The 23,584-nt window shown below is 71.1% G+C and carries 25 protein-coding genes; 13 read left to right on the top strand and 12 right to left on the bottom strand.

All coding sequences use genetic code 11. From position 1 onward, the window contains the following. Positions 1-122: 122 nt before the first annotated feature. On the top strand, positions 123-782 hold the full coding sequence (locus DX116_RS03375) for a TetR family transcriptional regulator (protein ID WP_119702775.1): 660 nt from the start codon (positions 123-125) through the stop codon (positions 780-782). On the opposite strand, the gene DX116_RS03370 is transcribed toward DX116_RS03375, so the two are convergent. Genes DX116_RS03370 through DX116_RS03360 form a run of 3 tightly spaced genes read right to left on the bottom strand, consistent with a single transcriptional unit; the run spans position 740 to position 3,633 of the window. Further along, positions 740-1,330 (bottom strand): DedA family protein, encoded by a 591-nt coding sequence (locus DX116_RS03370; protein WP_119702774.1) that lies wholly within the window; start codon positions 1,328-1,330, stop codon positions 740-742. The two genes, DX116_RS03375 and DX116_RS03370, sit on opposite strands and share 43 nt — an antisense overlap. Next, positions 1,327-2,109: a phosphatase PAP2 family protein gene (locus DX116_RS03365; RefSeq protein ID WP_158591883.1), complete on the bottom strand. Its 783-nt coding sequence runs from the start codon at positions 2,107-2,109 to the stop codon at positions 1,327-1,329. Before DX116_RS03365 ends, DX116_RS03370 begins: the two co-directional genes overlap by 4 nt. Positions 2,110-2,124: 15 nt before the next feature. Continuing rightward, positions 2,125-3,633 (bottom strand): MFS transporter, encoded by a 1,509-nt coding sequence (locus DX116_RS03360; RefSeq protein ID WP_119702772.1) that lies wholly within the window; start codon positions 3,631-3,633, stop codon positions 2,125-2,127. A 134-nt stretch (positions 3,634-3,767) separates the two neighbouring features. On the opposite strand from DX116_RS03360, the gene DX116_RS03355 reads away from it, so the two are divergent. Then, the gene (locus DX116_RS03355; protein ID WP_119702771.1) at positions 3,768-4,433 is read left to right on the top strand and encodes a TetR/AcrR family transcriptional regulator; all 666 of its coding nucleotides are present in this window, start codon (positions 3,768-3,770) and stop codon (positions 4,431-4,433) included. Between the two features lie 18 nt (positions 4,434-4,451). Here DX116_RS03355 and DX116_RS03350 read toward each other — a convergent pair whose 3' ends face one another. The 3 genes from DX116_RS03350 to DX116_RS03345 are packed head-to-tail and all read right to left on the bottom strand — an operon-like array spanning position 4,452 to position 6,749. Next, the gene (locus DX116_RS03350; RefSeq protein ID WP_147393560.1) at positions 4,452-5,045 is read right to left on the bottom strand and encodes a hypothetical protein; all 594 of its coding nucleotides are present in this window, start codon (positions 5,043-5,045) and stop codon (positions 4,452-4,454) included. Beyond that, positions 4,984-5,337 carry a type IV toxin-antitoxin system AbiEi family antitoxin domain-containing protein gene (locus DX116_RS20490; RefSeq protein ID WP_378018826.1) on the bottom strand — a complete coding sequence of 118 codons (354 nt, stop codon included), beginning with the start codon at positions 5,335-5,337 and terminating at the stop codon, positions 4,984-4,986. Before DX116_RS20490 ends, DX116_RS03350 begins: the two co-directional genes overlap by 62 nt. A 44-nt stretch (positions 5,338-5,381) precedes the next feature. Next, positions 5,382-6,749, bottom strand: a complete 1,368-nt coding sequence (locus DX116_RS03345) for an FAD-dependent oxidoreductase (protein ID WP_119702769.1) — start codon at positions 6,747-6,749, stop codon at positions 5,382-5,384. 176 nt (positions 6,750-6,925) lie between these two features. Between DX116_RS03345 and DX116_RS03340 the strand changes: the two genes are divergently transcribed. From DX116_RS03340 to DX116_RS03295, 10 genes are all read left to right on the top strand, one after another. Further along, positions 6,926-8,326, top strand: coding sequence for a phytoene desaturase family protein (locus DX116_RS03340; RefSeq protein ID WP_119702768.1), 1,401 nt, complete (start codon positions 6,926-6,928; stop codon positions 8,324-8,326). 105 nt (positions 8,327-8,431) lie between these two features. Further along, positions 8,432-8,926, top strand: coding sequence for an FMN-binding protein (locus DX116_RS03335; protein ID WP_199715913.1), 495 nt, complete (start codon positions 8,432-8,434; stop codon positions 8,924-8,926). A gap of 1 nt (position 8,927) precedes the next feature. After that, complete coding sequence (locus DX116_RS03330) at positions 8,928-9,782, top strand: FAD:protein FMN transferase (protein WP_119702767.1); 855 nt, start codon at positions 8,928-8,930, stop codon at positions 9,780-9,782. After that, positions 9,779-11,356, top strand: a complete 1,578-nt coding sequence (locus DX116_RS03325) for an FAD-dependent oxidoreductase (RefSeq protein WP_119702766.1) — start codon at positions 9,779-9,781, stop codon at positions 11,354-11,356. The genes DX116_RS03330 and DX116_RS03325 overlap by 4 nt, the downstream gene beginning before the upstream one ends. A gap of 307 nt (positions 11,357-11,663) precedes the next feature. Then, positions 11,664-12,800, top strand: coding sequence for an ice-binding family protein (locus DX116_RS03320; protein ID WP_119702765.1), 1,137 nt, complete (start codon positions 11,664-11,666; stop codon positions 12,798-12,800). A gap of 203 nt (positions 12,801-13,003) precedes the next feature. Then, positions 13,004-15,586 carry an ATP-dependent chaperone ClpB gene (clpB, locus tag DX116_RS03315; RefSeq protein WP_119702764.1) on the top strand — a complete coding sequence of 861 codons (2,583 nt, stop codon included), beginning with the start codon at positions 13,004-13,006 and terminating at the stop codon, positions 15,584-15,586. A gap of 44 nt (positions 15,587-15,630) precedes the next feature. Then, complete coding sequence (locus DX116_RS03310) at positions 15,631-16,689, top strand: hypothetical protein (protein WP_119702763.1); 1,059 nt, start codon at positions 15,631-15,633, stop codon at positions 16,687-16,689. A gap of 73 nt (positions 16,690-16,762) precedes the next feature. Beyond that, positions 16,763-18,214 carry an NAD(P)/FAD-dependent oxidoreductase gene (locus DX116_RS03305; protein WP_119702762.1) on the top strand — a complete coding sequence of 484 codons (1,452 nt, stop codon included), beginning with the start codon at positions 16,763-16,765 and terminating at the stop codon, positions 18,212-18,214. A 12-nt stretch (positions 18,215-18,226) separates the two neighbouring features. Further along, complete coding sequence (locus tag DX116_RS03300; RefSeq protein ID WP_119702761.1) at positions 18,227-18,979, top strand: enoyl-CoA hydratase/isomerase family protein; 753 nt, start codon at positions 18,227-18,229, stop codon at positions 18,977-18,979. A gap of 57 nt (positions 18,980-19,036) precedes the next feature. Next, the gene (locus DX116_RS03295; RefSeq protein ID WP_199715912.1) at positions 19,037-20,059 is read left to right on the top strand and encodes an iron-siderophore ABC transporter substrate-binding protein; all 1,023 of its coding nucleotides are present in this window, start codon (positions 19,037-19,039) and stop codon (positions 20,057-20,059) included. Here DX116_RS03295 and DX116_RS03290 read toward each other — a convergent pair. The 6 genes from DX116_RS03290 to DX116_RS03265 form a co-directional block, all read right to left on the bottom strand. Next, the gene (locus tag DX116_RS03290; protein WP_119704102.1) at positions 20,036-20,785 is read right to left on the bottom strand and encodes a helical backbone metal receptor; all 750 of its coding nucleotides are present in this window, start codon (positions 20,783-20,785) and stop codon (positions 20,036-20,038) included. The genes DX116_RS03295 and DX116_RS03290 overlap by 24 nt on opposite strands. Further along, positions 20,782-21,282 carry a thioesterase family protein gene (locus DX116_RS03285; protein ID WP_199715911.1) on the bottom strand — a complete coding sequence of 167 codons (501 nt, stop codon included), beginning with the start codon at positions 21,280-21,282 and terminating at the stop codon, positions 20,782-20,784. The genes DX116_RS03290 and DX116_RS03285 overlap by 4 nt, the downstream gene beginning before the upstream one ends. Further along, complete coding sequence (locus tag DX116_RS03280) at positions 21,279-21,671, bottom strand: nuclear transport factor 2 family protein (protein WP_119702760.1); 393 nt, start codon at positions 21,669-21,671, stop codon at positions 21,279-21,281. The genes DX116_RS03285 and DX116_RS03280 overlap by 4 nt, the downstream gene beginning before the upstream one ends. Before the next feature lie 29 nt (positions 21,672-21,700). Next, entirely contained in the window at positions 21,701-22,090 is a 390-nt protein-coding gene (locus tag DX116_RS03275; protein WP_147393559.1) for a hypothetical protein, read from the bottom strand. A 114-nt stretch (positions 22,091-22,204) separates the two neighbouring features. After that, positions 22,205-22,681 carry an NUDIX hydrolase gene (locus DX116_RS03270; RefSeq protein WP_119702758.1) on the bottom strand — a complete coding sequence of 159 codons (477 nt, stop codon included), beginning with the start codon at positions 22,679-22,681 and terminating at the stop codon, positions 22,205-22,207. Positions 22,682-22,704: 23 nt separating this feature from the next. Further along, positions 22,705-23,073: a VOC family protein gene (locus tag DX116_RS03265; protein WP_119702757.1), complete on the bottom strand. Its 369-nt coding sequence runs from the start codon at positions 23,071-23,073 to the stop codon at positions 22,705-22,707. Between the two features lie 62 nt (positions 23,074-23,135). On the opposite strand from DX116_RS03265, the gene DX116_RS03260 reads away from it, so the two are divergent. Further along, the gene (locus DX116_RS03260) at positions 23,136-23,582 is read left to right on the top strand and encodes a MarR family winged helix-turn-helix transcriptional regulator (protein ID WP_119702756.1); all 447 of its coding nucleotides are present in this window, start codon (positions 23,136-23,138) and stop codon (positions 23,580-23,582) included. Positions 23,583-23,584 lie beyond the last annotated feature (2 nt).

Raw genomic sequence — 23,584 nt, 5'->3', positions numbered from 1 at the left:
TCATGTGATGCCTCCGTGCCGACGCCGCGATTGCCTGGGCGTCACTGATTACTTGGACGTAAAAAGGATTGGTACTCAGTACCGTACTCGCCAGACTCGATACCAACAAGTAGCCTCGGCGCATGTCCACCGTCCCGGCGTCCGCGCGCGACCGGCTCGTGGCCGCGGCGTTCGACCTGTTCGACGTGCGCGGCTTCGACGAGACGACGGTCGACGACATCGCGCGGGCCGCCGGCGTCGGTCGCACGACCTTCTTCCGGCACTTCGGGTCCAAGGAAGCCGTGATCTTCCCCGAGCACGACGAGCTGCTGGCGCGCATCGCCGCGCGGCTCGACGCGGGCGACGCCGACTCGCGCGACTCGGCCGTCACCGAGGCTGCGCGCCTGGTGCTGCGCTACTACGTCGGCGAGGGCGACCGGGCCCGCATCCGCTACCGGCTGATCTCGTCGGTTCCGGTGCTCAAGACGCGCGAGATCGCCAGCATCCGCCAGTACCAGAGCCTGTTCGCGCGGGCCCTGTCCGGTTGGACGGCCGACGACCCCGATGCGGTGCTGCGCGCCGAGCTGCTGGCGTCGGCGATCGTGACGGCCCACAATCACGTGCTGCGTCGCTGGTTGCGCGGCGAGGTCGACGATCCCGAGGACGCCTTCGGCCACGCGATGTCGGTCGTGCTCGAGCCCGTCACCCAGGCCGGGGGCGAGACGACCGTCGTGGTGGTGCGGACGGGCGCGGCTCCCGATCAGGTCGCCGCGGCGGTGCAGCGCGCCCTGCGCAGCTCCTGACGGCGGAACCGCTTCACGACCGCTCGCGTCGCTGCAGCGGCGGCGAAGGCTGCGGCGACACCAGCCAGCACCCAGGGGTGACCGAGGATGCCGCTGGCCCCGATGCCTGCGCCCGCCCCGACCCACAGCGACGCCCAGGCCGCGCCGCCGATGACGGACGCGGCGAGGAACGAGCGGTAGCGCAGGCCCGCCGCACCCGCCACGACCGGCATCACGGTGCGGACGAACGGCAGCATCCGGCTCGCCAGCACGGCCCAGAAGCCGTGGCGCTGCACGAGGTCGGCGGCGCGGTCCCACCGGTCGACGCCGGCACGGGCGATGAGTCGCGACTCGCGCAGTCGTCCGCCGCCGAGACGGCCGATGGTCAGTCCGAGGTGGTCGCCGGCGACGGCGCCGAGCATCACGGCCAGGCCCAGGGAGAGGGTCGGCAGCAGGCCGTCGACGCTCGCCGCCAGCCCCGAGATCGCGACCTCGCCGGGCACGACGGCGCCCAGACCGAGGCCCGACTCGGCCAGGGCGAAGGCGAAGGCGAGCAGCAGGCGTGTCACGAGGACGGCCGTGCTCGGGCGGCGATCCGCCCGGAGACCACGATGCCGACGGCGATCACGACGGCGCCCGCCACGGCGTCCAGCACCCAGTGGTTGCCGGTGGCCACGACGACGATCGCGGTGCCGAGCGCGTAGAGCACGCTGAGCGTCCTGCCCACGACGCCGACGTGACGCCACAGGGCCCACGCGACCCACACCGTCCAGCCGACGTGCAGCGACGGCATCGCGGCCAGCTCGTTGGCCATCTGGCCCAGTCCGTTGGGCAGCGAGGTCTGGCCGCTCCACCAGCCCACGTCCGACGTACTGACGAGCGTGTCGAGATAGGCGCCGCCGGGCATCAGGCGAGGCGGTGCCGTGGGCCACAGGACGTAGCAGACCAGGCCGATCGCCGAGCCGATCACGATCGCGTTGCGCGCGCGGACGTACTCGCCGCGGTGGCGGACGAACAGGAAGACCAGCACCGCCGGGGTCACGAGGTAGTGCAGCGACGCGTACCAGAACGACATGGGCACGGCGATCTGCGAGATCGGCGTCACCGCGTGGTTGAGCCACGACTCGACGTCGAGGTGCAGCAGGCTCTCGAGGTGCAGCAGGTCGGCGGCGCGAGCGCGCGCTGCCGCGAGGTCGTCGCTGGCCACGACGCGGCTGATGGCGTAGGTCGTCCAGAGTGCAGCCAGCAGGATGATCTCGCGCAGTCCGGGCGCCACGACGCCGGACCAGCGCGACGAGGTCGTCGTCGCGCCGGCCCGGCGCTGCAGCTGCCCGCTGTGGATGGACACGGTCAGGTTCTCGTCTCAGTGCGCGAGGACGGGTGCGTCCGGGTTGACGGCGACGGGGCCGGGACGGAACAGGGCCCCGCAGATGACGGCGCCGACGACGAAGACGCCGGCGGCCCACCAGAAGACCGTCGTGTAGCCGTCGACGGCGGCGAGGGCCTGGTCGGCCTTCGAGGGGGCGCGGCCGAGGCCACTCAGGTAGTCGCTGGTCGCCGACGCCGCGAAGGCGCTCAGTACCGCGGTGCCGATCGATCCGCCGATCTGCTGAAACGTGTTGACCGAGGCCGAGGCGACGCCCGCGTGCTCGGCGTCGACGCCCGAGGTGGCGGCGCTGAACGCCGGCGCGATCGACAGGCCGATGCCGAGGCCCGTGATGATCAGGCCGGGCAGGATGTGCAGCGCGTAGGTGCTGTCGACCTCGAGCTGGGCGAACAGCACCATGCCGATCGCGGCGAGCATCATGCCGACGAACACCGGGATCTTCGGTCCGATGCGCGCGACGAGTCCGGCCGAGCCGGTGGCCGTGGCCATGATGCCGAGGATCATCGGGACGAACGAGAAGCCCGTCTTGAGCGGGGAGTAGCCGAGCGTCAGCGACACGTAGTACGTGAGGAACAGGAACACCGCGAACAGGCCGATGCCGACGAAGGCGACGACGAGGAACGAGGCGCCGCGGGTGCGGTCCCACACGATGTGCAGCGGCAGCAGGGGATCGCTCACCCGGCTCTCGATGACGGCGAAGACCGCGAGCAGCGCCAGTCCGGCGCCGATGCAGACCAGGGTCGTGGCGGCGCCCCAGCCGTCCGACTCGGCGCTGGCCAGCCCGTAGACGAACGACACCAGGCCGGCGACGACGACGAGGCTGCCCGGCACGTCGATGCCCTTGACGTCGTCCGGGCGGTGCTGCTTCTTCAGCAGCAGCGCGGCGCCGATCACCGCGATGATCGCGAGGGGGACGTTGACGTACAGGCACCAGCGCCACGAGAGGTACTCGGTGAGCGCTCCGCCGAGAATCAGGCCGATGGCGCCGCCAGCGCCGGAGATCGCACCGAAGATCGCGAACGCCTTGGCGCGCTCGGCGGCGTCGGTGAACGTCACGGTGAGCAGCGAGAGGGCGGCGGGGGCGAGCAGGGCGCCGAAGACGCCCTGAGCGACGCGGGCGCCGACCAGCACCTCGAAGTTCTGTGCGGCACCGCCGACCGCGGACGCCGCGGCGAAGCCGATCAGGCCCGTCACGAACATCGAGCGGCGTCCGACGAGGTCGCTGAGGCGTCCGCCCACCAGCAAGAGGGAGCCGAACGCGAGGGCGTAGCCGGTGACGATCCACTGGCGGTTGTCGTTGGAGAAGCCGAGGGCCTCCTGGGCCGTCGGCAGCGCGATGTTCACGATCGTCGCGTCGAGGACCACGATCAGCTGCGCCAGGGCGATGACGCCGAGGATGAGCCAGCGCGTGGCGTGGTGCGGGTTGTCCGCCGGGCCGGGGGCGGACGGTTCGCGCACCCCGTCCATGGTCGTCGTCTGTGCCATGGGGACCTCAAGATCTGAAAGTGGAAAGAAAGTTCCGTTTCACTCTAGACCCTTAAGCGGAGGCGCTCTTCCGGATCGCATGTGATCTCCCGCACTAACCGGAAACTCTTCTCCGTTCCTGTACCGTGGGCCCCATGACAGCCGAAGCGGACGCGATCGAGGGCGAGCGTCCTCTGCGCGCCGACGCCGCTCGCAACCGCGAGCTGATCCTCGAGACGGCGGCCGAGGTGTTCGCCGAGCAGGGCCTCGAGGCCGGCTACGACGAGATCGCACGACGCGCGGGCATCGGTGTGGGGACGGTCTACCGGCGCTTCCCCCGCCGCGCCGAGCTCATCCAGGCGCTGTTCGAGTCGCGCGTCGCCGAGATGGTCGAGATCGCCGAGCGTGCTGCCGAGCGTGCCGATGCGTGGGACGGGCTCGTGTGGTTCCTCGAGCGGGCGCTCGAGCGGCAGGTCGCCGACAAGGGCCTCAAGGAGGTGATGGCGCGCACGGTCTCCGGCGAGGTCCACAAGGTCATCGGCCGCGAGCGGCTCGAGCCGATCATCCGAGGCATCATCGATCGCGCGCAGGCCGACGGCTCGCTGCGGTCCGACATCGGCCCGACCGACCTCGGCGTGAACCTCATGGTCATCAGCTCGATGACCACCGCCGCCCAGCCCGATCTCTGGCGGCGCTACCTCGCCCTGCTCGTCGAGGGGCTGCGGGCGCGTCCCGGTCAGCGGCCCCTGCCCCTGGCTGCGCCCGGCGACGAGGCGATGCACGACCTGATGTGCAACCTGCAGGGCCGCGATCCCGACTGACCCGCCCCCCTGGGGGCGTCAGGACGTCGAGCGGCGCAGCTGGTCGACCACGACGGGACGCTGGCGCCGGATGGCGTACGAGCTGAACACCAACGTCCGCCGGCCATCGATGACGACCTCGTTGAGCCTGAGCAGGTCGCCGTCCCACTGCTCGACCTGCATGTGCGGGATGCCGTGCACCTCGACGGCCAGGTTGAACGCCGCCCACCAGACGTCGAGGTAGTAGCGTCCGTCCGGCCGCCGCACGACGGCCTGGCGCTCGGGTGGCGGCAGGCCGACCTCGCGTCGGATCTCGTCGAACGAGCGCTCGGGCAGCGACTGGATGCCGCCGGCGGCATCGAGGTACGACTCGACGATCAACGCGCGGTGCCGGCACATGCCACGACGGGCGACCGCCTCGCGGAGGGTGCGCGGCGCGACCACCCGTTTCTGGGCGGCCGACAGGACGATCTCGCGAGCGCGCTTGTCGCGGTGCTCCCACGACGCGACGTCGATGACGCTGCGCGCGGGACGGGTTCGCGGTGGTGTGCGCAGTGGGTGGACGTCGCGCTCATCGAGGTAGACCGACCAGTGGAGGTCGAGGTCGTCGTACGCGACGGGGGTGGCGCTCATCGGTGCCACCATGACCGGCCGCGACGGCCTGGTCGTCACGAAGCCGTCGTGGGCCGGTGTGGCTGACGAACACGCCTCGCGCCGGGCGTGCCCACCGGCCGGACGACACCAGGCGGTAGAGCTGGTGCCGGGTCATGAGCGTCAGCGCCTGCGCTCGGGTCATGACGCCGTGCTGCGCGGCGACGAAGGGGCTTCGGTGGTGGCGAGGAGGGCGGACACCCGGTGAGCCCGCGTCGTCCGCACGGATGCTCGCGACGTCCGTGCCCGACCCTGTGGACAGCGCAACCGCCACGCGGCCCTGTGGACCGACGAACCCCGATTCGTGCGTCCGTTGCGTCAGCTACGCGAGATGCGGACCATCTCGTCGCGGGGGACGACCTTGATGCGGGTGCGGCCCGCGGACTCGCCGAGGTCGATCTCGTGCTGGTCGAGCTTCTCCCAGCCCTCCCACGTGGTGAACTCGATGCCGCGTCCCTCGAGGTAGGCGTCGACGTCCTCGCGGGCCGGGTTGGGCGGGGTCGCGAGACGGTCGACGTCCTCGAGCAGCAGGCGGACGGTCTCGGCGGCGTCGGACTTGGTGTGCCCGATGAGGCCCACGGGCCCGCGCTTGATCCAGCCGGTGACGTACGCGCCGGGCAGCGGCTGGCCGTCGATGTCCATGACGCGGCCGCCGTCGTTGGGGACCGTCGCCGAGTTGTTGTCGAACGGGATGCCCGCCAGGTTGTCGGACCGGTAGCCGACGGCGCGGTAGACCGCTTGCACGGGCCAGTCGACGAACTCGCCGGTGCCGCGGACGTTGCCCGTGCCGTCGAGCTCGGTCACCTCGGTGCGCAGGCCAACGACCTGCCCGTCCTCGCCGAGCACCTCGACGGGGCTCTGGCAGAAGTGGATGTGGATGCGGTGGTCGGCGCCCGTGGGCTCCTTGGCCAGGTAGTTCTGCAGCACGTCGACGACCAGCTTGACGCTCTTGGAGGCGCGGATCGAGTCCATCGACCCCTCGTCGAGCTCGAAGCCCTCGGGGTGGACGATGACGTCGACGTTGGGGGAGTGCGACAGCTCGCGCAGCTCCATCGGCGTGAACTTGACCTGGGCGGGGCCGCGACGCGCGAACACGTGGACGTCCTTGGCGGCATTGGCCTTGAGCCCGTCGTAGACGTTCTGCGGGATCTCGGTGACGAGCTGCTCGTCGGCGGTCTTGGCGAGCATGCGGGCGACGTCGAGGCCGACGTTGCCGACACCCAGGACCGCGACCGACTCGGCGTGGGGCTGGAAGTCCCAGTCGCGCGGGGCGTCGGGGTGGCCGTCGTACCAGTAGACGAAGTCGGCGGCGCCGAACGAGCCCTTCAGGTCGATGCCGGGGATGTCGAGGTCGCGGTCGGCGCGAGCGCCCGTCGCGAAGATCACGGCGTCGTAGAACTGCTGCAGGTGGTCGAGCTTGAGGTCGGCGCCGTAGTTGACGTTGCCGAAGAAGCGGATGTCGTCGTTGGACAGGACGCGCTTGAGCGCCTTGACGATCTCCTTGATGCGCGGGTGGTCGGGTGCGACGCCGTAGCGGATGAGACCGAACGGCGTGGGGTCGCGGTCGAGGATGTCGATCGTGACGCCGGTGACGTCGTCGCCGAGCTCTGACTTGGTGAGGATGTCGGCGGCGTAGATGCCCGCCGGACCCGCGCCGATCACGGCGACTCGCAACTGCCTGCTCATGTGAATGCTCCTGGAGAAGGGCGCTCCCTGGGAGGGAGCCACGCTCTTAGGCAAGCCTAAAGCACCGCGCCACAGGCGCTGAACCGTCAACCGACCCCCGTCCAGCATCCGAACGCGGTACAGGTGACGTGGGTCACTCGACGAGCGGGGTGACGGCTGCGGACTAGGTTGAGGGCATGACCTCTGCCGTCGTGGTGGGCTCCGGGCCAAACGGGCTCTCCGCCGCTGTCGTGCTGGCTCGCGCGGGCGTCGACGTCACGGTGCTCGAGGCCGAGGACGAGATCGGGGGCGGCACCCGCTCGGCCGAGCTCACCGTGCCCGGGGTGCTGCACGACATCTGCTCGGCGGCGCACCCGACCGGCGTCGCGTCCCCGTTCTTCCGGTCGCTGGGCCTCGAGCGCCACGGACTCGAGTGGCTGTGGCCCGAGGTCGACGCCGCCCACCCCCTCGACGGCGGCCGCGCGGGAGTGCTGTTCCGCGACCTCGACCGCACGGTCGAGGCGCTGGGCGACGACGGGCCCGCGTGGCGACGTCTGTTCGGTCCGCTCGCCCGCCACGCCGACGAGCTGATCGGCGAGATCTTCGGCCCGATCATCCACGTGCCCCGCCACCCGCTCCTCCTCGCCGGCTTCGGCCTGCGCGCACTGCTCCCCGCCTCGGTGATCGCCCGCCGGTGGACGACCGACGAGGCCCGGGCCCTGTTCGCCGGCATGGCCGCCCACGCGATCCAGCCGCTCCAGCGGCCCACCACGGGCGGGCTGGGGCTGATGTTCGGCATGACGGGCCACGCCTACGGGTGGCCCGTCGCCAAGGGCGGGTCGCAGGCCATCGCCGCGGCCCTCGCCGCCGACCTGGTCGAGCACGGCGGTCGCATCGAGACCGGCCACCGGGTCACCGAGATGCCGCAGGCCGACATCGTCGTCTTCGACACCACGCCCGCCACGGCGCTCGAGGTGGCCGGCGACCGCATCCCCGCGCGCGTGCGGCGGCCGCTGTCGCGCTGGCGCACGGGTCCGGCGATCTTCAAGGTCGACTTCGCGGTCGAGGGTGGAGTGCCCTGGCAGAACGAGTGGGCGCGCAAGGCCGGCACGGTCCACGTCGGCGGCACGTTCGAGCAGGTCAACGCGGCCGAGAACGAGGTGCACGCCGGTCGCATGCCGACTCGTCCGTTCGTGCTGGTGTGCCAGCAGTACCTGGCCGATCCGCAGCGCTCGGCCGGCGACGTCCACCCGGTCTGGTCGTACGCGCACGTGCCCACGGGCTTCGGCGGGGACGCGACCGAGGCGATCATCGCGCAGATCGAGCGGTTCGCCCCTGGCTTCCGCGACCGCATCGTGGCCCGGACGGTCTCCGGCCCCGCACAGCTCGAGGCGCACAACGCCAACTACGTCGGCGGCGACATCGCCGGCGGCTCCAACGACCCCTGGCAGCTGGTGATGCGGCCGCGGATGTCGCCGAACCCCTACTCGCTGGGGGCCAAGGGCCTCTATCTCTGCTCGGCGTCCACGCCGCCCGGCGGGGGCGTGCACGGCATGGGCGGCTTCCACGCCGCCACGCGTGCGCTCGCCGACCTGTGACCTGTGCGCAGCCTGTGAACGACCGGCCCGGGGAACCTAGCCCGACCGCCGTCCGTTGGTCGTGTTGAACCTTCATCCATCTCGCCGAGCTCAGGAGCCCGACCGATGAACCTGCCTGCCCACAAGAAGATGCTCTCGGCGGCCGCCGCCGTGTCCGTCATGCTCATCACCGCCGCCTGTGGCTCCAGCGAGGGGTCGGACGGCGGATCCACCACGCCTGCCGCCACCTCCGCCGCGCCCACCTCGGACGCACCGTCCGCCGATCCCGCGACCCCCGACGCCGGCGTCGGTGCCGAGGAGGCCGGCTACGCCGACGGCGACTACAGCGCCGAGGGCAGCTACAGCAACCCGGGCGGCGAGTCGACCGTCAAGGTCGCGCTCACCATCTCGGACGGCACGATCTCGAAGGTCGACGTCACCCCCGAGGCGACCAACGGCACGTCGAAGCAGTACCAGACCCAGTTCGCCGGCGGCATCGCCGACCAGGTCGTCGGCAAGAGCCTCGACGACCTCGACGTCTCCAAGGTCGCGGGCTCGTCGCTGACCTCGAAGGGCTTCAACGACGCGATCGACCAGATCAAGGCCGAAGCGGGCGCCTGACGTGCACGCCTGGGGGTTCGAGGCGATCGGCACCGCGTGGCAGATCGACACGCCGGAGCCGCTCGCCTCGGACGTCCGGGCGGCCGTGCTCGACCGCATCGACGCGTTCGACCAGGTCTGGTCGCGCTTCCGTCCCGACTCGCTGGTCAGCCAGATCGCGAGCGAGGACGGGCCGTGGGCGATGCCCGCAGAGGCCGACCGCCTCCTCGGCCTCTACGCCGCCCTGGCCGACGCCACCGACGGGGCCGTCAACCCGTTGGTCGGACGCACGCTGTCCGACCTGGGCTACGACGCCGCCTACTCGCTCGTCGCCGCTGACGCCCCGGCCGACGTCCCCCCGTGGTCGACGCTCGAGCTGGTCGCCGGGAGCCTCCGCACGTCCGAGCCCGTCCTGATCGACGTCGGCGCGGCGGGCAAGGGCCTGCTGGTCGACGAGGTCTCGCGCATCGTCGACCGTCAGACCCACCAGTTCACGATCGACGCCAGCGGCGACCTGCTGCACAGCGGCGTCGCGCCGTTGCGCATCGCGCTCGAGCACCCGCTCGACGCGAGCCGCGCGATCGGCATCGCCGAGATCGCCCCGGGCGACGCGCTGTGCGCCTCGGCCACCAACCGGCGCTCGTGGGGCGACGGGCTGCACCACGTCGTCGACGCCCGCACCGGACGTCCGACCGACGACGTCGTGGCCACCTGGGTCGTGGCCGACTCCTGCATGCTCGCCGACGGCCTCGCCACGGCCCACTTCTTCGGCGACCCCGCCCTCTTGATGGAGCGGTTCGAGCACCAGTTCGTCCGCATGCACGCCGACGGCCGCGTCCAGTGGTCGCCCGACTTTCCCGGAGAGATCTTCACATGAACCCTGTCGCCCCCGTCCGCGACGTCCTCGACCGTCAGCTCGGTCGGGTCACGATGTACCGCCTGGTCACGATCGTGCTGACCCTGCTCGTGGTGGTCTACGCGGTCTTCACGGCCACCGGCGTGATCGAGGGCCTCTCCACCGGCGACAACCTGCTGTCGCTGGCGGTGCTGCTCGTCGCGTCGTACGCCAGCAGCCGTCTGCTGGGCCTGGCCTTCCGCGTGCGGCCGCACGCGGAGTCGGCGATCATCACGGCCCTGCTCCTGTTCTTCCTGTTCGTCCCGATCGTGCCGGTCGGCACCGCCGACCTCGTCTGGCTCGCGATCGCGGCCGTGCTCGCGCAGGCGTCCAAGTACGTCCTGGCCTGGCGTGGGCGGCACGTCTTCAACCCCGCGGCGGCCGGGGCCTTCCTGGTGCTGCTCGCGCAGGAGCTCGTCGGCCGCGAGGACCGCATCAACGCGATCTGGCAGACCGCGGCCACCGAGAAGCTCTTCCCGTTCGTGGTGGTCGGCGCGCTCCTGGTGCTGTGGCGCACCCGGCGGCTCGACATCGGTCTCGTGTTCGTGGTCGTCGCGACCGTGCTGATCATGGTGCGCCTGCTCGACCTGGCCGCCCCCGACCAGTCGTTCGTCGACGTCCTCAAGCTGGCCGCCTACTCCTATCCCATCGTCTTCGTCGCGGGATTCATGCTGAGCGAGCCGCTGACGCTGCCGCCGCGCCGCCGCCAGCAGCTGGCCGTCGCCGCCGTCACGGCCGTCGTGTTCGCCTACCCGACCTGGATCTTCCTGGTCACGGACTCGCCGCCGGACCTGGGCGTCCTCGCGATCTCGCCCGAGCTGGCCCTGCTGATCGGCAACCTCGTGGCCTTCGCCTTCGCGCGCCGCTCCGGCCTCGACCTCGAGCTGGAGGGCAGTCGGCAGGTGGCCGGCGACACGCACGAGCTGACCTTCCGGTCGAGGCGCTCGGTGTCCTTCGTCCCGGGCCAGTATCTCGAGCTGTCGCTGCCCCACTCCGGCATGGACAGCCGAGGTGCACGGCGCACCTTCAGCATCAGCTCGCCGCCGGAGGCCGGACGGGTCGCGGTGACGCTGCGGGTGCCGCAGCAGAAGTCGTCGAGCTTCAAGAAGGCGCTGCTGTCGCTCGAGCCCGGCGCGAGGGTCCGCGGCACGGGCATCGGCGGCGACTTCGTGTGGCCGGCCGATCCGCAGACCCCGCTGCTGCTGGTCGCGGGCGGCATCGGCATCACGCCGTTCCTCAGCCAGCTGCGCCACGAGGGCTCGCGCGACGCCGTCCTCGTGTACGGCGCGGCGTCGGCGGACGAGGTGCCGTTCGCCGAGGAGCTCGCGGGCGTGCGCGTCGTCCTGGTGTGCCCCGGACACCCGACAGACCTGCCGGAGGGCTGGACGCACGTCGAGGCGCCGTACCTGTCCGACCAGATCATCGCCGAGGCCGTGCCCGACCTGGGTGGCCGGCGGGCGTACGTCTCGGGGCCGCCGGCGATGGTGAACGCCGTGCGGTCGGGTCTGCGCAAGCGCGCCAAGAGCCTGAAGACGGACTATTTCTCAGGCTACTGACGGGTAGGGGGCCTTTAGTCCTGCGGGCCCGTGATTCCGGGGCTATTCTCGAAGAACCCTGGTGGGCTGGCGTGCTCTGGCGCCCAGCCGGGGACGGTACCCGGCAGCCCCGATCCGAAGCTCGATCTGGCTGCGCGAGGTGCGTCCGCCCTGGGAGGGTCGCGGCCGCACCGCCCGGCGTCTCAGGGTGAGACGCGTCCACCAAGCGCATCAGCGTCCTCAGATCATTGGAACGGTCGGCTGAGACCTGCGTCGAGGATCCTCACCCACATGCCCGGCTCCGGCTGCGGCTACCGAAGGATCGACCATGATCGCCTCGCACGTCCCTGCGCCTACGCGCCTCGTCCGTCACCACCTCCCCCTGGCCGGTGCCGCGGCCGGGCTCGCCGCCGTCATCGCCGTCGCCGCCGTCTCGATGGCCGGCCCCGCCCGCGCCGCCGGCCCGCCCGACCCGGTCCTCGGCTCGGCTCTCGACTACTCGGTGCTCGCCGGCGAGGGCGTCACCAACACCGGGCCGACGACGGTCGTGGGTCTCGTGGCCTCGGCCGGCATCCAGACCACCGTGACCGACAACGGCGCCATCAGCCCGCCCGGCAACGTGCGCAACGGTGCGAACGCGGCCGTCACGGCAGCGAAGGCCGAGCTGTTGATCGGCTACGGCCAGGCGGCTGCGGCCCCCGTGAGCCCGAAGACGCCGCTCCTGGGCGAGATCGGCGGCCAGACCCTCACCGGGGGCACCTACACGCGGGCCGGCTCGCTCAACTTCACCAGCACGCTGACCCTTGACGGGGAGAACGACCCGAGCTCGGTCTTCATCATCCAGGTCGCGCAGGACTTCGACGTCGCGTCGAGCGCCCAGGTGGTGTTCACGCGCGGTGCGCAGGCCTGCCACCTGTACTGGCAGATCGGCAACGACGCCGTGATCGGGACCGACACGGCCTTCAAGGGCACGATCCTCGCCAGCAACGACATCTCGGCCAAGACCAACGCCACCTTCGCGGGACGCCTGCTGTCGAACGTCGGGGCCATCACGCTCGACTCCAACACGTTCACCGATCCGACGTGCGCCGCCTCCACGCCGTCGACGTCCGCCCCGACCTCGTCGGCCCCGGTGGCTCCCGCACCGACCGCGACGAAGAAGCCCACCCCCAAGCCCAGCAAGAGCACGGGCTCGGACAAGAGCAAGGGCGGCCGTGGCGACGACTCGTCCGACGGCGGCTCGTCAGACGGCGCCGGCGACAGCGACGGCTCGGACGGTGGCGCCGGAGACGCGGGCGGCGGCTCGGACTCGGACGCCGACGGCACGACGTCCACCTCGACCGGCATCCCCAACGCGGGTGGACCGCCGATGTTCCTGGCCCCGGTCGGCGCGATCGCCGTCCTCGCCGGAGCCGGGCTGGTCGTCGCCAGCCGTCGTCGCCGCCCCGGAGCCCACCGGTCCTGATCCGCTCCCGCGGCTTACCACGCCGGCAAGGCGTAGGTGATCCGGGCGCGGCAAACCGGTTCGGGACGCGGCATGCTTGCCGCGCCCCGGACCGGTTTGCCCTGCCGGCGTGGTAAACCGCACCATCGGGAAAGTTGACAGGAATGGACTCAACTTTGTAGGCGTTATATCTGGTGACATCGTTCACACGTCAGGAGCACACCATGGACCTTGCGAAGTTCACGACGCGCAGCCAGCAGGCGCTGGGCAGCGCGATCTCGTCCGCCGCCGCGGCGGGCAACCCGGCCGTCGAGCCGGCCCACCTGCTGCACGCCCTGCTGACGCAGGACGGCGGCACGGCAGCGCCCCTCGTCCAGGCCGCGGGTGTCGCCCCCCAGACCATCACCGCGGGCCTCGCGACCGCCCTGGCACAGCTGCCGAGCGCGTCGGGCAGCAGCGTGCAGAACCCCGGCCTGAGCCGGTCCAGCCACGAGGTGCTCCAGCGCGCCCAAGACCTCGCCGACCAGCTCGGCGACGACTTCGTGTCGACCGAGCACCTGACCGTCGGCATCGCCACCGTCGCCTCGCCCGCCCAGTCGCTGCTGGTCGATGCCGGCGCGACCCCCGACGCCCTGCAGGCCGCCTTCGCCGCCGTGCGGGGCACGTCGCGGGTCACGAGCCCCGATGCCGAGGACACCTATCAGTCGCTCGAGAAGTACGGGGTCGACCTCACCGCGGTCGCCCGCGAGGGCAAGCTCGACCCCGTCATCGGGCGCGACAGCGAGATCCGTCGCGTGGTGCAGGTGCTCAGCCGCCGCACCAAGAACAACCCCGTGCTGATCGGCGAGCCCGGCGTCGGCAAGACGGCCGTCGTCGAGGGCCTCGCGCAGCGCATCGTGGCCGGCGACGTGCCGGAGTCGCTGCGCGGACGCCGTCTCATCTCGCTCGACCTCGCGGCCATGGTCGCCGGCGCGAAGTACCGCGGCGAGTTCGAGGAGCGGCTCAAGGCCGTCCTCACCGAGATCAAGGAGTCCGAGGGTCAGGTCATCACCTTCATCGACGAGCTGCACACGGTCGTCGGCGCCGGCGCGGGCGGCGACAGCGCCATGGATGCCGGCAACATGCTCAAGCCCATGTTGGCGCGCGGCGAGCTGCGGATGATCGGCGCGACGACGCTCGACGAGTACCGCGAGCGCATCGAGAAGGACCCCGCGCTCGAGCGCCGCTTCCAGCAGGTGCTGGTCGACGAGCCGAGCCCCGAAGACACCATCGCGATCCTGCGCGGCCTCAAGGAGCGCTACTCCGCCCACCACGGCGTGCGCATCTCGGACGCCGCGCTGGTGGCTGCTGCGACGCTGTCCGACCGCTACATCCCCGGCCGTCAGCTGCCCGACAAGGCGATCGACCTGATCGACGAGGCCGGCAGCCGCCTGCGCATGGAGATCGACTCCAGCCCGATCGAGATCGACGAGCTGCGCCGCTCGGTCGACCGCCTGCGCATGGAGGAGCTGCACCTCGACAAGGAGTCCGACGACGCCAGCCGCGAACGGCTCGAGAAGCTGCGCGTCGAGCTCGCCGACAAGCAGGAGGCCCTGCGCGGCCTCGAGCAGCGGTGGGAGCGCGAGAAGCAGTCGCTCAACGCCGTCGGCGAGATCACCAAGCGCATCGACGAGGTGCGCAGCGCGGCCGAGAAGGCGCAGCGCGAGGGCGACCTCGAGACGTCCAGCCGCCTGCTCTACAGCGAGATCCCCGGCCTGGAGCGCCAGCTGGTCGAGGCGCAGGCCGCCGAGGCCAACCGCGACGAGGACTCGATGGTGCACGAGGAGGTCGGCGCCGACGACATCGCCGAGGTCGTCGCCGCGTGGACGGGCATCCCGACGGGACGCCTGCTCGAGGGCGAGACCGGCAAGCTCCTGCGCATGGAGGACGAGCTGGGCAAGCGGCTCATCGGCCAGCGTCAGGCCGTCACCGCGGTCTCCGACGCCGTGCGCCGCTCGCGGGCCGGCATCTCCGACCCCGACCGGCCCACCGGCTCGTTCCTGTTCCTCGGTCCCACGGGCGTCGGCAAGACCGAGCTGGCCAAGACCCTCGCGGAGTTCCTGTTCGACGACGAGCGGGCCATCATCCGCATCGACATGAGCGAGTACTCCGAGAAGCACTCGGTCAGCCGTCTGGTGGGCGCGCCCCCGGGCTACGTCGGCTACGACGAGGGCGGCCAGCTCACCGAGGCGGTGCGTCGCCGGCCCTACTCGGTGGTGCTGCTCGACGAGGTCGAGAAGGCCCACCCCGAGGTCTTCGACATCCTGCTGCAGGTGCTCGACGACGGACGCCTGACCGACGGACAGGGACGCACGGTCGACTTCCGCAACGTCATCCTGATCCTGACGTCCAACCTGGGCTCGCGGTTCCTGATCGATCCGCTGCTCGACGACGACGCCAAGCGGGCGGCCGTCATGGACGTCGTGCAGGCCTCGTTCAAGCCCGAGTTCCTCAACCGGCTCGACGAGATCGTCACGTTCGACGCCCTCGGCACCGACGAGCTGGCGCACATCGTCGACCTGCAGGTCGACGCCGTCGCCAAGCGGCTGCAGGCCCGTCGCATCACCCTCGACGTCACGGCGGCGGCTCGCGAGTGGCTGGCCCTCACGGGATGGGACACGGCCTACGGTGCCCGTCCGCTGCGCCGCCTGGTGCAGCAGGCGATCGGCGACCGGCTTGCCCGGGCGCTGCTGGCCGGCGAGGTGCGAGACGGCGACACCGTCGTGGTCGACCGCGACGGCGACGAGCTGACGGTCCGGCCCGCCTAGCGGCCCGGACCGGCGGCTTGCCGGAGCATGGTTCGATGGGGCCCATGAACGACGCCCCCGTGAAGCGCCCGCCGATCCTCGCAGGGGCCTGTTTCTACCTCGGTCTGCTCTCCGCCGTGATCGCGGTGCGCGCCATCACGATGGTGTCGACGTGGAACTCCGAGAACCGTGCGGCCGACGTCGCGCCGGCGCTGCGGGCCCTGCGCGACGCGGGCCTCAGCGCCGACGGGGCCGCCACGTCCTACCGCACGTTCGTGACGGCCGTGGCCGTGCTGGCCGCAGCGGGCGTGGTCTTCGCGATCTTCACCGCGCGCGGAGACCGGGCCAGCCGGGTCGGCATGACGGTCGCGATCGGCATCGCGGGGCTCGCGACGTTCGCCGGCGCGCTCGGGGCCACCTTCTTCATGGCGATGCTGGGCGCGCTGGCGGTCGTGTTCACCCTCCGCCTGTGGACCGGCGAGACCCGCACCTACTTCAGGACGTTGGCCGGCCACCCGCCCCCGCCGCCCAAGACTCCTGCCGTCGGGTCGCCCGCCGTCACGTCGCCGACGCCCGAACCGATCGTGCCGCCGTCGCCGCCGTCCGTGCAGCCGGATCCGTACGCGGCGCAGCGCACCGTGAGCTTCCCCCAGCCACCGGCCGGCCATCCGGGGTGGGCGCCTCGCCGCGAGCCGCTGCCCAAGCCCGTCAGCATCGCCGTCTGGTCGACGCTGGTCGGCTCGGCCCTGGTGGCGACCGTCGCCGGCTTCGTCGTGCTGGGACTGGCGCTGCTGGGCAGCGACGACTACGAGCAGCTGGTGCGCGACAACCCCTTCAGCCAGTCGATGGCCGACCAGTCGGGAGGCGACTTCGACCGGCTGTACCGCGTGTCGCTGACCTTCTTCGCGCTGTTCCTGGCCCTGGGTCTGGCCGGGGTCGCGGCGGCGGTGATCGCCCTGGTCAGGCGGCGGCGCGGCGGCGTGTTCCTGTTCGTCATGACGGTCGTCACGCTCATCACGTCGGCGATCATGTTCCCCGTCGGACTGCCATGGGTCGCGCTGACCATCGTGGTCTGGGTGCAGCTGCGAAAGCCCGAGGCGAAGGCCTGGTTCGCGGAGGTCTGACGCCCTCGGTATGTCCTGACAATCACGGTCGGCGGATGTGCATCGGCCAGGGCCGGAGGACTAGACTGAAGGCATGTCCGAGACCACCGCGTCCGTCCTGAAGCGCCCCCACGTCGTCGTCGTCGGAGGTGGCTTCGGCGGCATCGCAGCCGTCCGCAAGCTCAAGCGCGCCGACGTCGACGTGACGCTCATCGACCGTCACAACTACAACACCTTCAACCCGCTGCTGTACCAGGTCGCGACCGCCAGCCTCAACCCCGGCGACATCACCTGGTTCCTGCGCGCGATCCGCGCCAAGCAGAGCAACGTCCGCTTCCTCAAGGGCACGGTCGAGTCGATGGACCACACGAGCAAGACGCTGCACCTCGACGGTGGGCTCGACGTCAAGTACGACAGCTTGGTCATCGCCGTGGGCGTCACCGCCAACTTCTTCGGCATCCCGGGTGCCCCCGAGCACTCGATGCCGCTCTACCGGCGCTCGCAGGCCCTCGCCGTCCGCGACCGCATGTTCGCCAACCTCGAGGACGCGGCGATCAACGGGCAGGACCGCGACCTGCGCATCATCGTCGTGGGCGGTGGCGCGACGGGCGTCGAGACCGCCGGTGCCTTCGCCGAGCTGCGCAACAACGACATGCCGACGACCTACCCCGAGCTCGACACCAAGCGCATCCACATCACGCTGGTCGAGATGCTCCCGCACGTGCTCGGACCGTTCCACCCCAAGCTGCGCGACTACGCCAAGAAGTCGCTCGAGAAGCGCGACGTCGAGCTGCGCCTCGAGACCGCCGTCAAGGAGGTCCGCGCTGACGGGGTGCTCGTCGAGCACGACGGTCAGCAGGAGTTCCTCGAGTCGTCGATGGTCGTCTGGGCGTCCGGGGTCACGGCTCACGGCACTGTCAAGGAGTGGGGCGTGCCCCAGGGCCGCGGCGGCCGCATCGAGACCGACGAGCACCTGCGCGTCAAGGGGGTCGACGACGTCTACGCCATCGGCGACGTCTCGGTCAGCCCCGACGAGCCCCTGCCGCAGCTGGCCCAGCCGGCCATCCAGGGCGGCAAGCACGTCGCCAAGGTCATCGCCGCGGGCATCAAGGGCAAGGCGCTGCCCAAGCCCTTCAAGTACAAGGACAAGGGCACGATGGCCACGATCGGCCGCAACTCGGCCATCGCCGAGATCAAGTTCCTGCCGCGCCTCAAGGGCTTCCCGGCCTGGATCATCTGGGTCGCGCTGCACGTCGCGACGCTGCTCGGCAACCGCAACCGCTTCGCGACGCTGATCAACCTGACCGCCAAGTACCTGCTCGGCGGCACGCACAACGCGATCGTCGGCGAGACGCCGCCGATCGTGGCGCTCAAGCCCGTCATGGTCGAGGCGCGCTCGACCATCAAGGCGCCGGCCAAGAAGACTCCCGCCAAGAAGACTCCCGCCAAGAAGGCCGCTGCCAAGAAGGCGCCGGTGGGTGCCATGGCCGTCGAGGACGCTCCGGGGCAGAAGTCGTCGACGCCGCCCACCGCCCTCGACCAGTAGCAGGAGCGTCCCATGGCTGCAGTGACCCATGATCTCGTCGACGGCGTCGGACGTCTGGTGCTCTCGCGCGCCGAGCAGTCGAACTCCTTCGACCTCCCGGCGGCCCGCGACATGGCGCTGGCCGTCGAGGCGGTGTCGGCCGACGAGGTGCGGGCGATCACGCTGACGGCCGAGGGCAAGCGGTTCTGCGCCGGCGGCGACGTGACGTCGTTCCTCGCGTCGGACGATGCAGCGGCGTACCTGCTCGAGCTGGCCACCGTGCTCGAAGGCGCGCTGCGAACGCTGGCCGAGCTGGCGACGCCGGTCGTCGCGGGTGTGCGCGGTGCCGTCGCGGGGGCAGGGCTCGCGGTCATGCTGAGCGCCGACGTCATCGTGGCGTCCCGGTCGACCAAGTTCGTGATGGCCTACCCGGGCATCGGGCTGACGCCTGACTGCGGTGCCTCGTACCTCGTGCCACGGGCGATCGGCCAGCAGCGGGCGCTCGACTTCGCGCTCACCGGACGCGTGCTGAGCGCCGACGAGGCGTGCGACTGGGGGTTGGTCTCGTACGTCGTCGACGACGACGAGGTCGAGCAGAAGGTCGACCAGATCGCGCGCACCTGGGCCGACACCGCGCCGCTCGCGCTGGGCCAGGCGCGCCGGCTCATCCGCGGCTCGTGGGACACCACGGCGGCCGAGCAGGGAGCCGACGAGTCGGCGACGATCGCCGCCGCAGTGACGGGCGCCGAAGCACAGCGTCTGGTGGCGGCCTTCACCAGCCGATGAGACCGCCGTTCTCCATGCGCTAAGGTGAGGCTTCCCTTAGCGAGAGGCAGAACGGTCGTGACGAAGAGAGTGCGCTGGCGCGCCGGCATGGCCGTGGTGGCCGCGATGATCGCGCTGGCCGGGTGCGGCGGCGAGTCCGACGACCAGGCCGAGACGAAGACGTCCGGGGGCGCGTTCCCCGTCGAGGTCGACCACGAGTTCGGCTCCACCACGGTGAAGGCGGAGCCGAAGCGCATCGTCGTCGCCGGTCTCACCGAGCAGGACACCGTGCTGCAGCTCGGGTTCACCCCGATCGCCACCACCGAGTGGTACGGCGAGCAGCCCTACGCCGTCTGGCCCTGGGCGCAGGACATGCTGGGCGACGCCGAGCCGGTCGTCCTGAAGCAGACCGACGGGCCCGAGTACGAGAAGATCGCCGGCCTCAAGCCCGACCTGATCATCGCCGTCAACGCCGGGCTCGACCGCGAGATGTACGACAAGCTCTCGAAGATCGCCCCCACCGTCGCGCAGCCGAAGGGCGGCAGCCAGTACTTCTCGCCCTGGGACGAGCAGGCCATCCAGACCGCCAAGGCCCTCGGCAAGGAGGAGGAAGGCCGCAAGCTCGTCGCCGACACCAAGGCCGCATACGCCCAGGTGGCCGCCGAGCACCCCGAGTTCAAGGGCAAGACCGCGACGTTCTCCCAAGGGTTGTCCTACGACGGTCTGCTCTACGTCTACCAGGACGGGCTGAGCACCGAGTTCTTGACCTACCTCGGCTTCACGATCACCCCCGGCCTCGAGAAGTACAGCGAGGGACCGGGCATCCAGGCGGCGATCCCGGAGGAGAAGCTCGACGTCATCGACGCCGACGTCATCGTCTTCGCCACCGAGGAGGCCAAGAACCTCGACAACCTCAGAGCGATGCCGACCTTCGGCACGCTCAAGGCGGTCCAGGACAAGAGAGCCGTCTACACCGACGGAACCGTCGCCGGAGCGCTCTACTTCATCACGCCCAAGAGCCTGATGTACGCCCTCGACAAGCTCACGCCGCAGCTCGAGCGTGCGGTCAAGGGCGAGTCACCGCAGAAGGTGGGCGGCTAGCTCATCCCTGGCGGTGAGCATCGAGGGGCCGTACCAGGTCAGCGAGCGGCCGGAGACGAGGACGGTCGGGGTGCTGGCGAAGGCTTCGGGGCCGTCGTCGGCGGTGAACACGTACGGCTCGTCGGGCAGCAGCACCAAGTCGGCGGCTGCGTCGATGTCGGCGAGCTCGACGTGGGGGTAGCGGTCGGCCGCGTCGCCGAAGGCGTTGACCAGGCCGAGCCGCTCGACGAGGTCGCCGGTGAAGGTGCGGGACCCGACGACCATCCACGGATCGCGCCAGATCGGGATCGCGACGCGGCGACCGTCATCGCGCGGCGGCTCGGCCCACACCCGCTCGGCCTCGACCAGCCACGCGGGCACGTCCCAGCCGAGTGCGTCGACGAACATCCGCCGCATCGACGCGAACGCCTCGTCGACGGTCTCGATGACCGTGACCCACACCGTGACGCCGGCGTCGCGGAGCCGGGTGATGTCGAGCTCGCGGTTCTCCTCGCGGTTGGCGATGACCACATCGGGAGCGAGTGCCTGGATCGCGCCGCGATCGGGGTTCTTGGTGCCGCGCACGCGCGTCACGTCGAGGTCGACCGGGTGCGTGCACCAGTCGGTGGCCCCGACGAGAGCGCCGGGACGGGTCGCCGCGATCGCCTCGGTGAGCGACGGGACGAGCGAGACGACGCGCTGCGCCGGGTGACGCACCTCGACGAGGTGCCCGAGGTCGTCGTTCACCGCCGACGGACCCCCATCGCGCCGCACAGCGGAGCCGGCCAGGGGCGATCGTCCGCTGCGAGCCCGGCGTCGATCAGGGCGGCGACGTCGTCGGGGAAGTCGACCGGACGCCGCTCGGTCATGTCCATGTGGACGGCCGTCGTCTCCATCGTGCAGGCGAGGCGCCGGTTGGTCTCGTCGACGATCAGGCACACCGCGTGCAGCACCTTGGCCGACCGGGCCACGAGCCGCACGCGCACCGACACGTCGTCGCCCTCGAGCAGCTCGGAGTGGTACGTCAGGTGGTGCTCGGCGGTGAACGTCGAGAAGCCGCGCCGCTCGATGTAGTCCTCCGGCATGCCGAGCTCACGCTGGCAGCGCTGCCACAGGGCCTTGCCGCCCAGCTCGAGGTAGCGGCCGATGTTCATGTGGCCGTTGTCGTCGATGAACTCGGCGGGCACCGTGCGCGCGAGGTGGCGGGGCAGCTGGTCGAGCTCGTCGTAGGTCGGCACCCTCACGCGGAGGCCCTGGCGAGCTCGGCACCCATGTGCTCGATCAGCACCTGCATCCCCTTGGTCGGCCGGGCCATGACCGTGAACTCGGTGATGCGCAGGTCGTCGTCCCACTCGATCATGTCGATGCCGTGCACCTCGATGTCGGCGATGGTGGTGGTGAACTCGAGCACGGCCGAGCGCTCACGCCGCCACTCGCGGTGGTATGCCAGGCCCGGGCCGAGCACCGCCAAGGCAGCCGACAGATAGGCCTTGGTGCGCTCGCGACCGACCTGCGGCGTGTGCACGGCCGGCGAGCGGAACACGACGGCGTCGGCCAGCAGGTCGTCGAGCAGGCCGGGATCCTGCGCACGGACGATGTCGTGCCATCGGGCGATAGGGTCGGTGTCGGTCACCCTGCGACCCTATCGCCGCGCCGGTCGCGTCAGGACCGGTGATCCCGGTCGGCGTCCAGCTGGACGTCCGGGTCGACGCGATCGGCCTCGACCAGACGCTCGTCGACCGCGCTGCGGGTGCGGTCGGCCTCGGCCCGGTGCTCCTGGGCCTGGCGCTCGAGCTCGTCGGCGGCCAGGCGCGCCTGCTCGGCGTCGGCAGCAGCGGCGAGGGCGTCGGCCTCGCGACGCTTGACGTCGACGCTCGTGTGAGCCGCGTCCTCGCGCAGCATGGCCGCCTTCTCACGCTGCTTCTCGTCGTGCTCGATGCGGGCCTGCTCCTTCTTGCGGCGCGCTGCACGCGAGCCCGACAGTGCTGCGACGACGACCACGACGACGGCGAGGGCGATCAGGACCCATACCCACCACTGGATGTCCGACATGATGTTCTCCACTCCGGGAGCCGGCGGCACGACCCGGCGGGCCGTGCGCGACTTCCTCGGGGCCGGGTACCCACAACGGCCGCGCCGACGCGTCGTCGCACGTGGCCGGCTCGGTCAGCCGGGGAGGGGACCGAACCGTGCGGCGACGTGGCCGGCGAGCGCGGTGTCGACGCGCCCTCGCATGTCGGCCGACATCTCCGGCAGATCGTCACGGCCGAACCAGCGCGCATCGGTGTTCTCGCCGTCGGCGGGGTAGGGCACGCCCGCGGTCCAGCGCAGGCCGAAGACGAGGTCGACGTACTGCGAGCGGTCGCCGTTGTCGTAGGTGAACATGTCGGTGACGTGCACCCAGGCCAGGCGTTCGACGGTGGCGTGGACGTCGGCCTCCTCGAGAACCTCGCGCACGGCGGCGTCGGACGGCTCCTCGCCGGGGTCGACGATCCCGCACACCGGTGACCACTCGCCCGTGTCGGAGCGCTTGACCAGCAGCACGTCGTCATCGCGCGTCACGACGGCGGTGACGCCGCACAGCCACAGGGGCATGGTGCCGATCTTCTCGCGCAGCGCGAGGATGAACTCCGGGGTCGCCATGGGCCCACGCTAGCCGGACGGGCTCAGGCGCGGTCGTGGAGCGTGACGTGGTAGCCGTCGGGGTCGGCGAAGGTGAACGTCCGGCCGAAGGGGCCGTCGAACGGCGTGGTGACGATGGTGTGGCCGTCGGCCACGAGGGCGTCGTGGATGTGCTGGACGTCCGTCGCGTGCATCCAGATCGCGGCACCGATGCCGGGTTGCGGGGCGGCGTCGAGGTCGGTGCCGGCGACGACGTCGCGCAGCGCGAAGGCGATCGGCGTCGTCTCGAAGACGACGGCGTGCGGGGGACCGGCTGGTGAGCGGACGAGGCCGAGGTAGGTCTCGTAGAACGCCTGGGACGCGTCGAGGTCGCGCGCCTGCAGGGAGATGAAGTCGGGTCCGGTGACGGGCATGGTGGTGGTCCTTCGAGTCGTGTCAGTTGTCTGACACGGCAACGGTATGTCAGGATACTGACATGAGTCAAGACGGAGTCGCCCTGGAGACCTCGCTCGGCTACCTGCTCAAGGAGGCTGCGAGCGCGCTGCGCGCCGCGATGGAGGACGCGCTGCGTCCGCTCGGGCTGACCGTGACGCAGTACGCGTGCCTCGAGCTGCTCGCCCAGTGTCCCGGGCTGTCGGGGTCCGAGCTGGCCCGAGGGGCCTTCGTGACGCGGCAGTCGATGAACGTGCTGCTGCAGGCCATGGAGCGGGACGGCTACGTGACCCGGCCGGCCGAGGCGCCGGTCGGCAAGGTGCTGCCGACGCGCCTCGCGCCGGACGGTCGACGCATCCTCGAGAAGGCCTCCGCGGAGGTCCGCGCCGTCGAGGTCAGGATGCTCGAAGGCATGACGGCCACCGAGCAGTCGGCGACCTTCGCGGCGTTGAGGAGCATGGTGGACTCCCTGCGCGCCGACGGGACCTGACC

It is taken from the genome of Aeromicrobium endophyticum (assembly GCF_003586285.1).
Taxonomy (GTDB): domain Bacteria; phylum Actinomycetota; class Actinomycetes; order Propionibacteriales; family Nocardioidaceae; genus Aeromicrobium; species Aeromicrobium endophyticum.
Note: the sequence above shows the minus strand (reverse complement) of the source record. Positions and strands in the feature narration are given on the sequence as shown.

Bases quoted from the DNA above. Each gene is read 5' to 3' on its own strand.
- DX116_RS03375 (WP_119702775.1), top strand. From the start codon at position 123: ATGTCCACCGTCCCGGCGTCCGCGCGCGACCGGCTCGTGGCCGCGGCG.
- DX116_RS03360 (WP_119702772.1), bottom strand. From the start codon at position 3,633: ATGGCACAGACGACGACCATGGACGGGGTGCGCGAACCGTCCGCCCCC.
- DX116_RS03355 (WP_119702771.1), top strand. From the start codon at position 3,768: ATGACAGCCGAAGCGGACGCGATCGAGGGCGAGCGTCCTCTGCGCGCC.
- DX116_RS03350 (WP_147393560.1), bottom strand. From the start codon at position 5,045: ATGAGCGCCACCCCCGTCGCGTACGACGACCTCGACCTCCACTGGTCG.
- DX116_RS03345 (WP_119702769.1), bottom strand. From the start codon at position 6,749: ATGAGCAGGCAGTTGCGAGTCGCCGTGATCGGCGCGGGTCCGGCGGGC.
- DX116_RS03340 (WP_119702768.1), top strand. From the start codon at position 6,926: ATGACCTCTGCCGTCGTGGTGGGCTCCGGGCCAAACGGGCTCTCCGCC.
- DX116_RS03335 (WP_199715913.1), top strand. From the start codon at position 8,432: ATGAACCTGCCTGCCCACAAGAAGATGCTCTCGGCGGCCGCCGCCGTG.
- DX116_RS03325 (WP_119702766.1), top strand. From the start codon at position 9,779: ATGAACCCTGTCGCCCCCGTCCGCGACGTCCTCGACCGTCAGCTCGGT.
- DX116_RS03320 (WP_119702765.1), top strand. From the start codon at position 11,664: ATGATCGCCTCGCACGTCCCTGCGCCTACGCGCCTCGTCCGTCACCAC.
- clpB (WP_119702764.1), top strand. From the start codon at position 13,004: ATGGACCTTGCGAAGTTCACGACGCGCAGCCAGCAGGCGCTGGGCAGC.
- DX116_RS03310 (WP_119702763.1), top strand. From the start codon at position 15,631: ATGAACGACGCCCCCGTGAAGCGCCCGCCGATCCTCGCAGGGGCCTGT.
- DX116_RS03305 (WP_119702762.1), top strand. From the start codon at position 16,763: ATGTCCGAGACCACCGCGTCCGTCCTGAAGCGCCCCCACGTCGTCGTC.
- DX116_RS03300 (WP_119702761.1), top strand. From the start codon at position 18,227: ATGGCTGCAGTGACCCATGATCTCGTCGACGGCGTCGGACGTCTGGTG.
- DX116_RS03275 (WP_147393559.1), bottom strand. From the start codon at position 22,090: ATGTCGGACATCCAGTGGTGGGTATGGGTCCTGATCGCCCTCGCCGTC.
- DX116_RS03270 (WP_119702758.1), bottom strand. From the start codon at position 22,681: ATGGCGACCCCGGAGTTCATCCTCGCGCTGCGCGAGAAGATCGGCACC.
- DX116_RS03265 (WP_119702757.1), bottom strand. From the start codon at position 23,073: ATGCCCGTCACCGGACCCGACTTCATCTCCCTGCAGGCGCGCGACCTC.
- DX116_RS03260 (WP_119702756.1), top strand. From the start codon at position 23,136: ATGAGTCAAGACGGAGTCGCCCTGGAGACCTCGCTCGGCTACCTGCTC.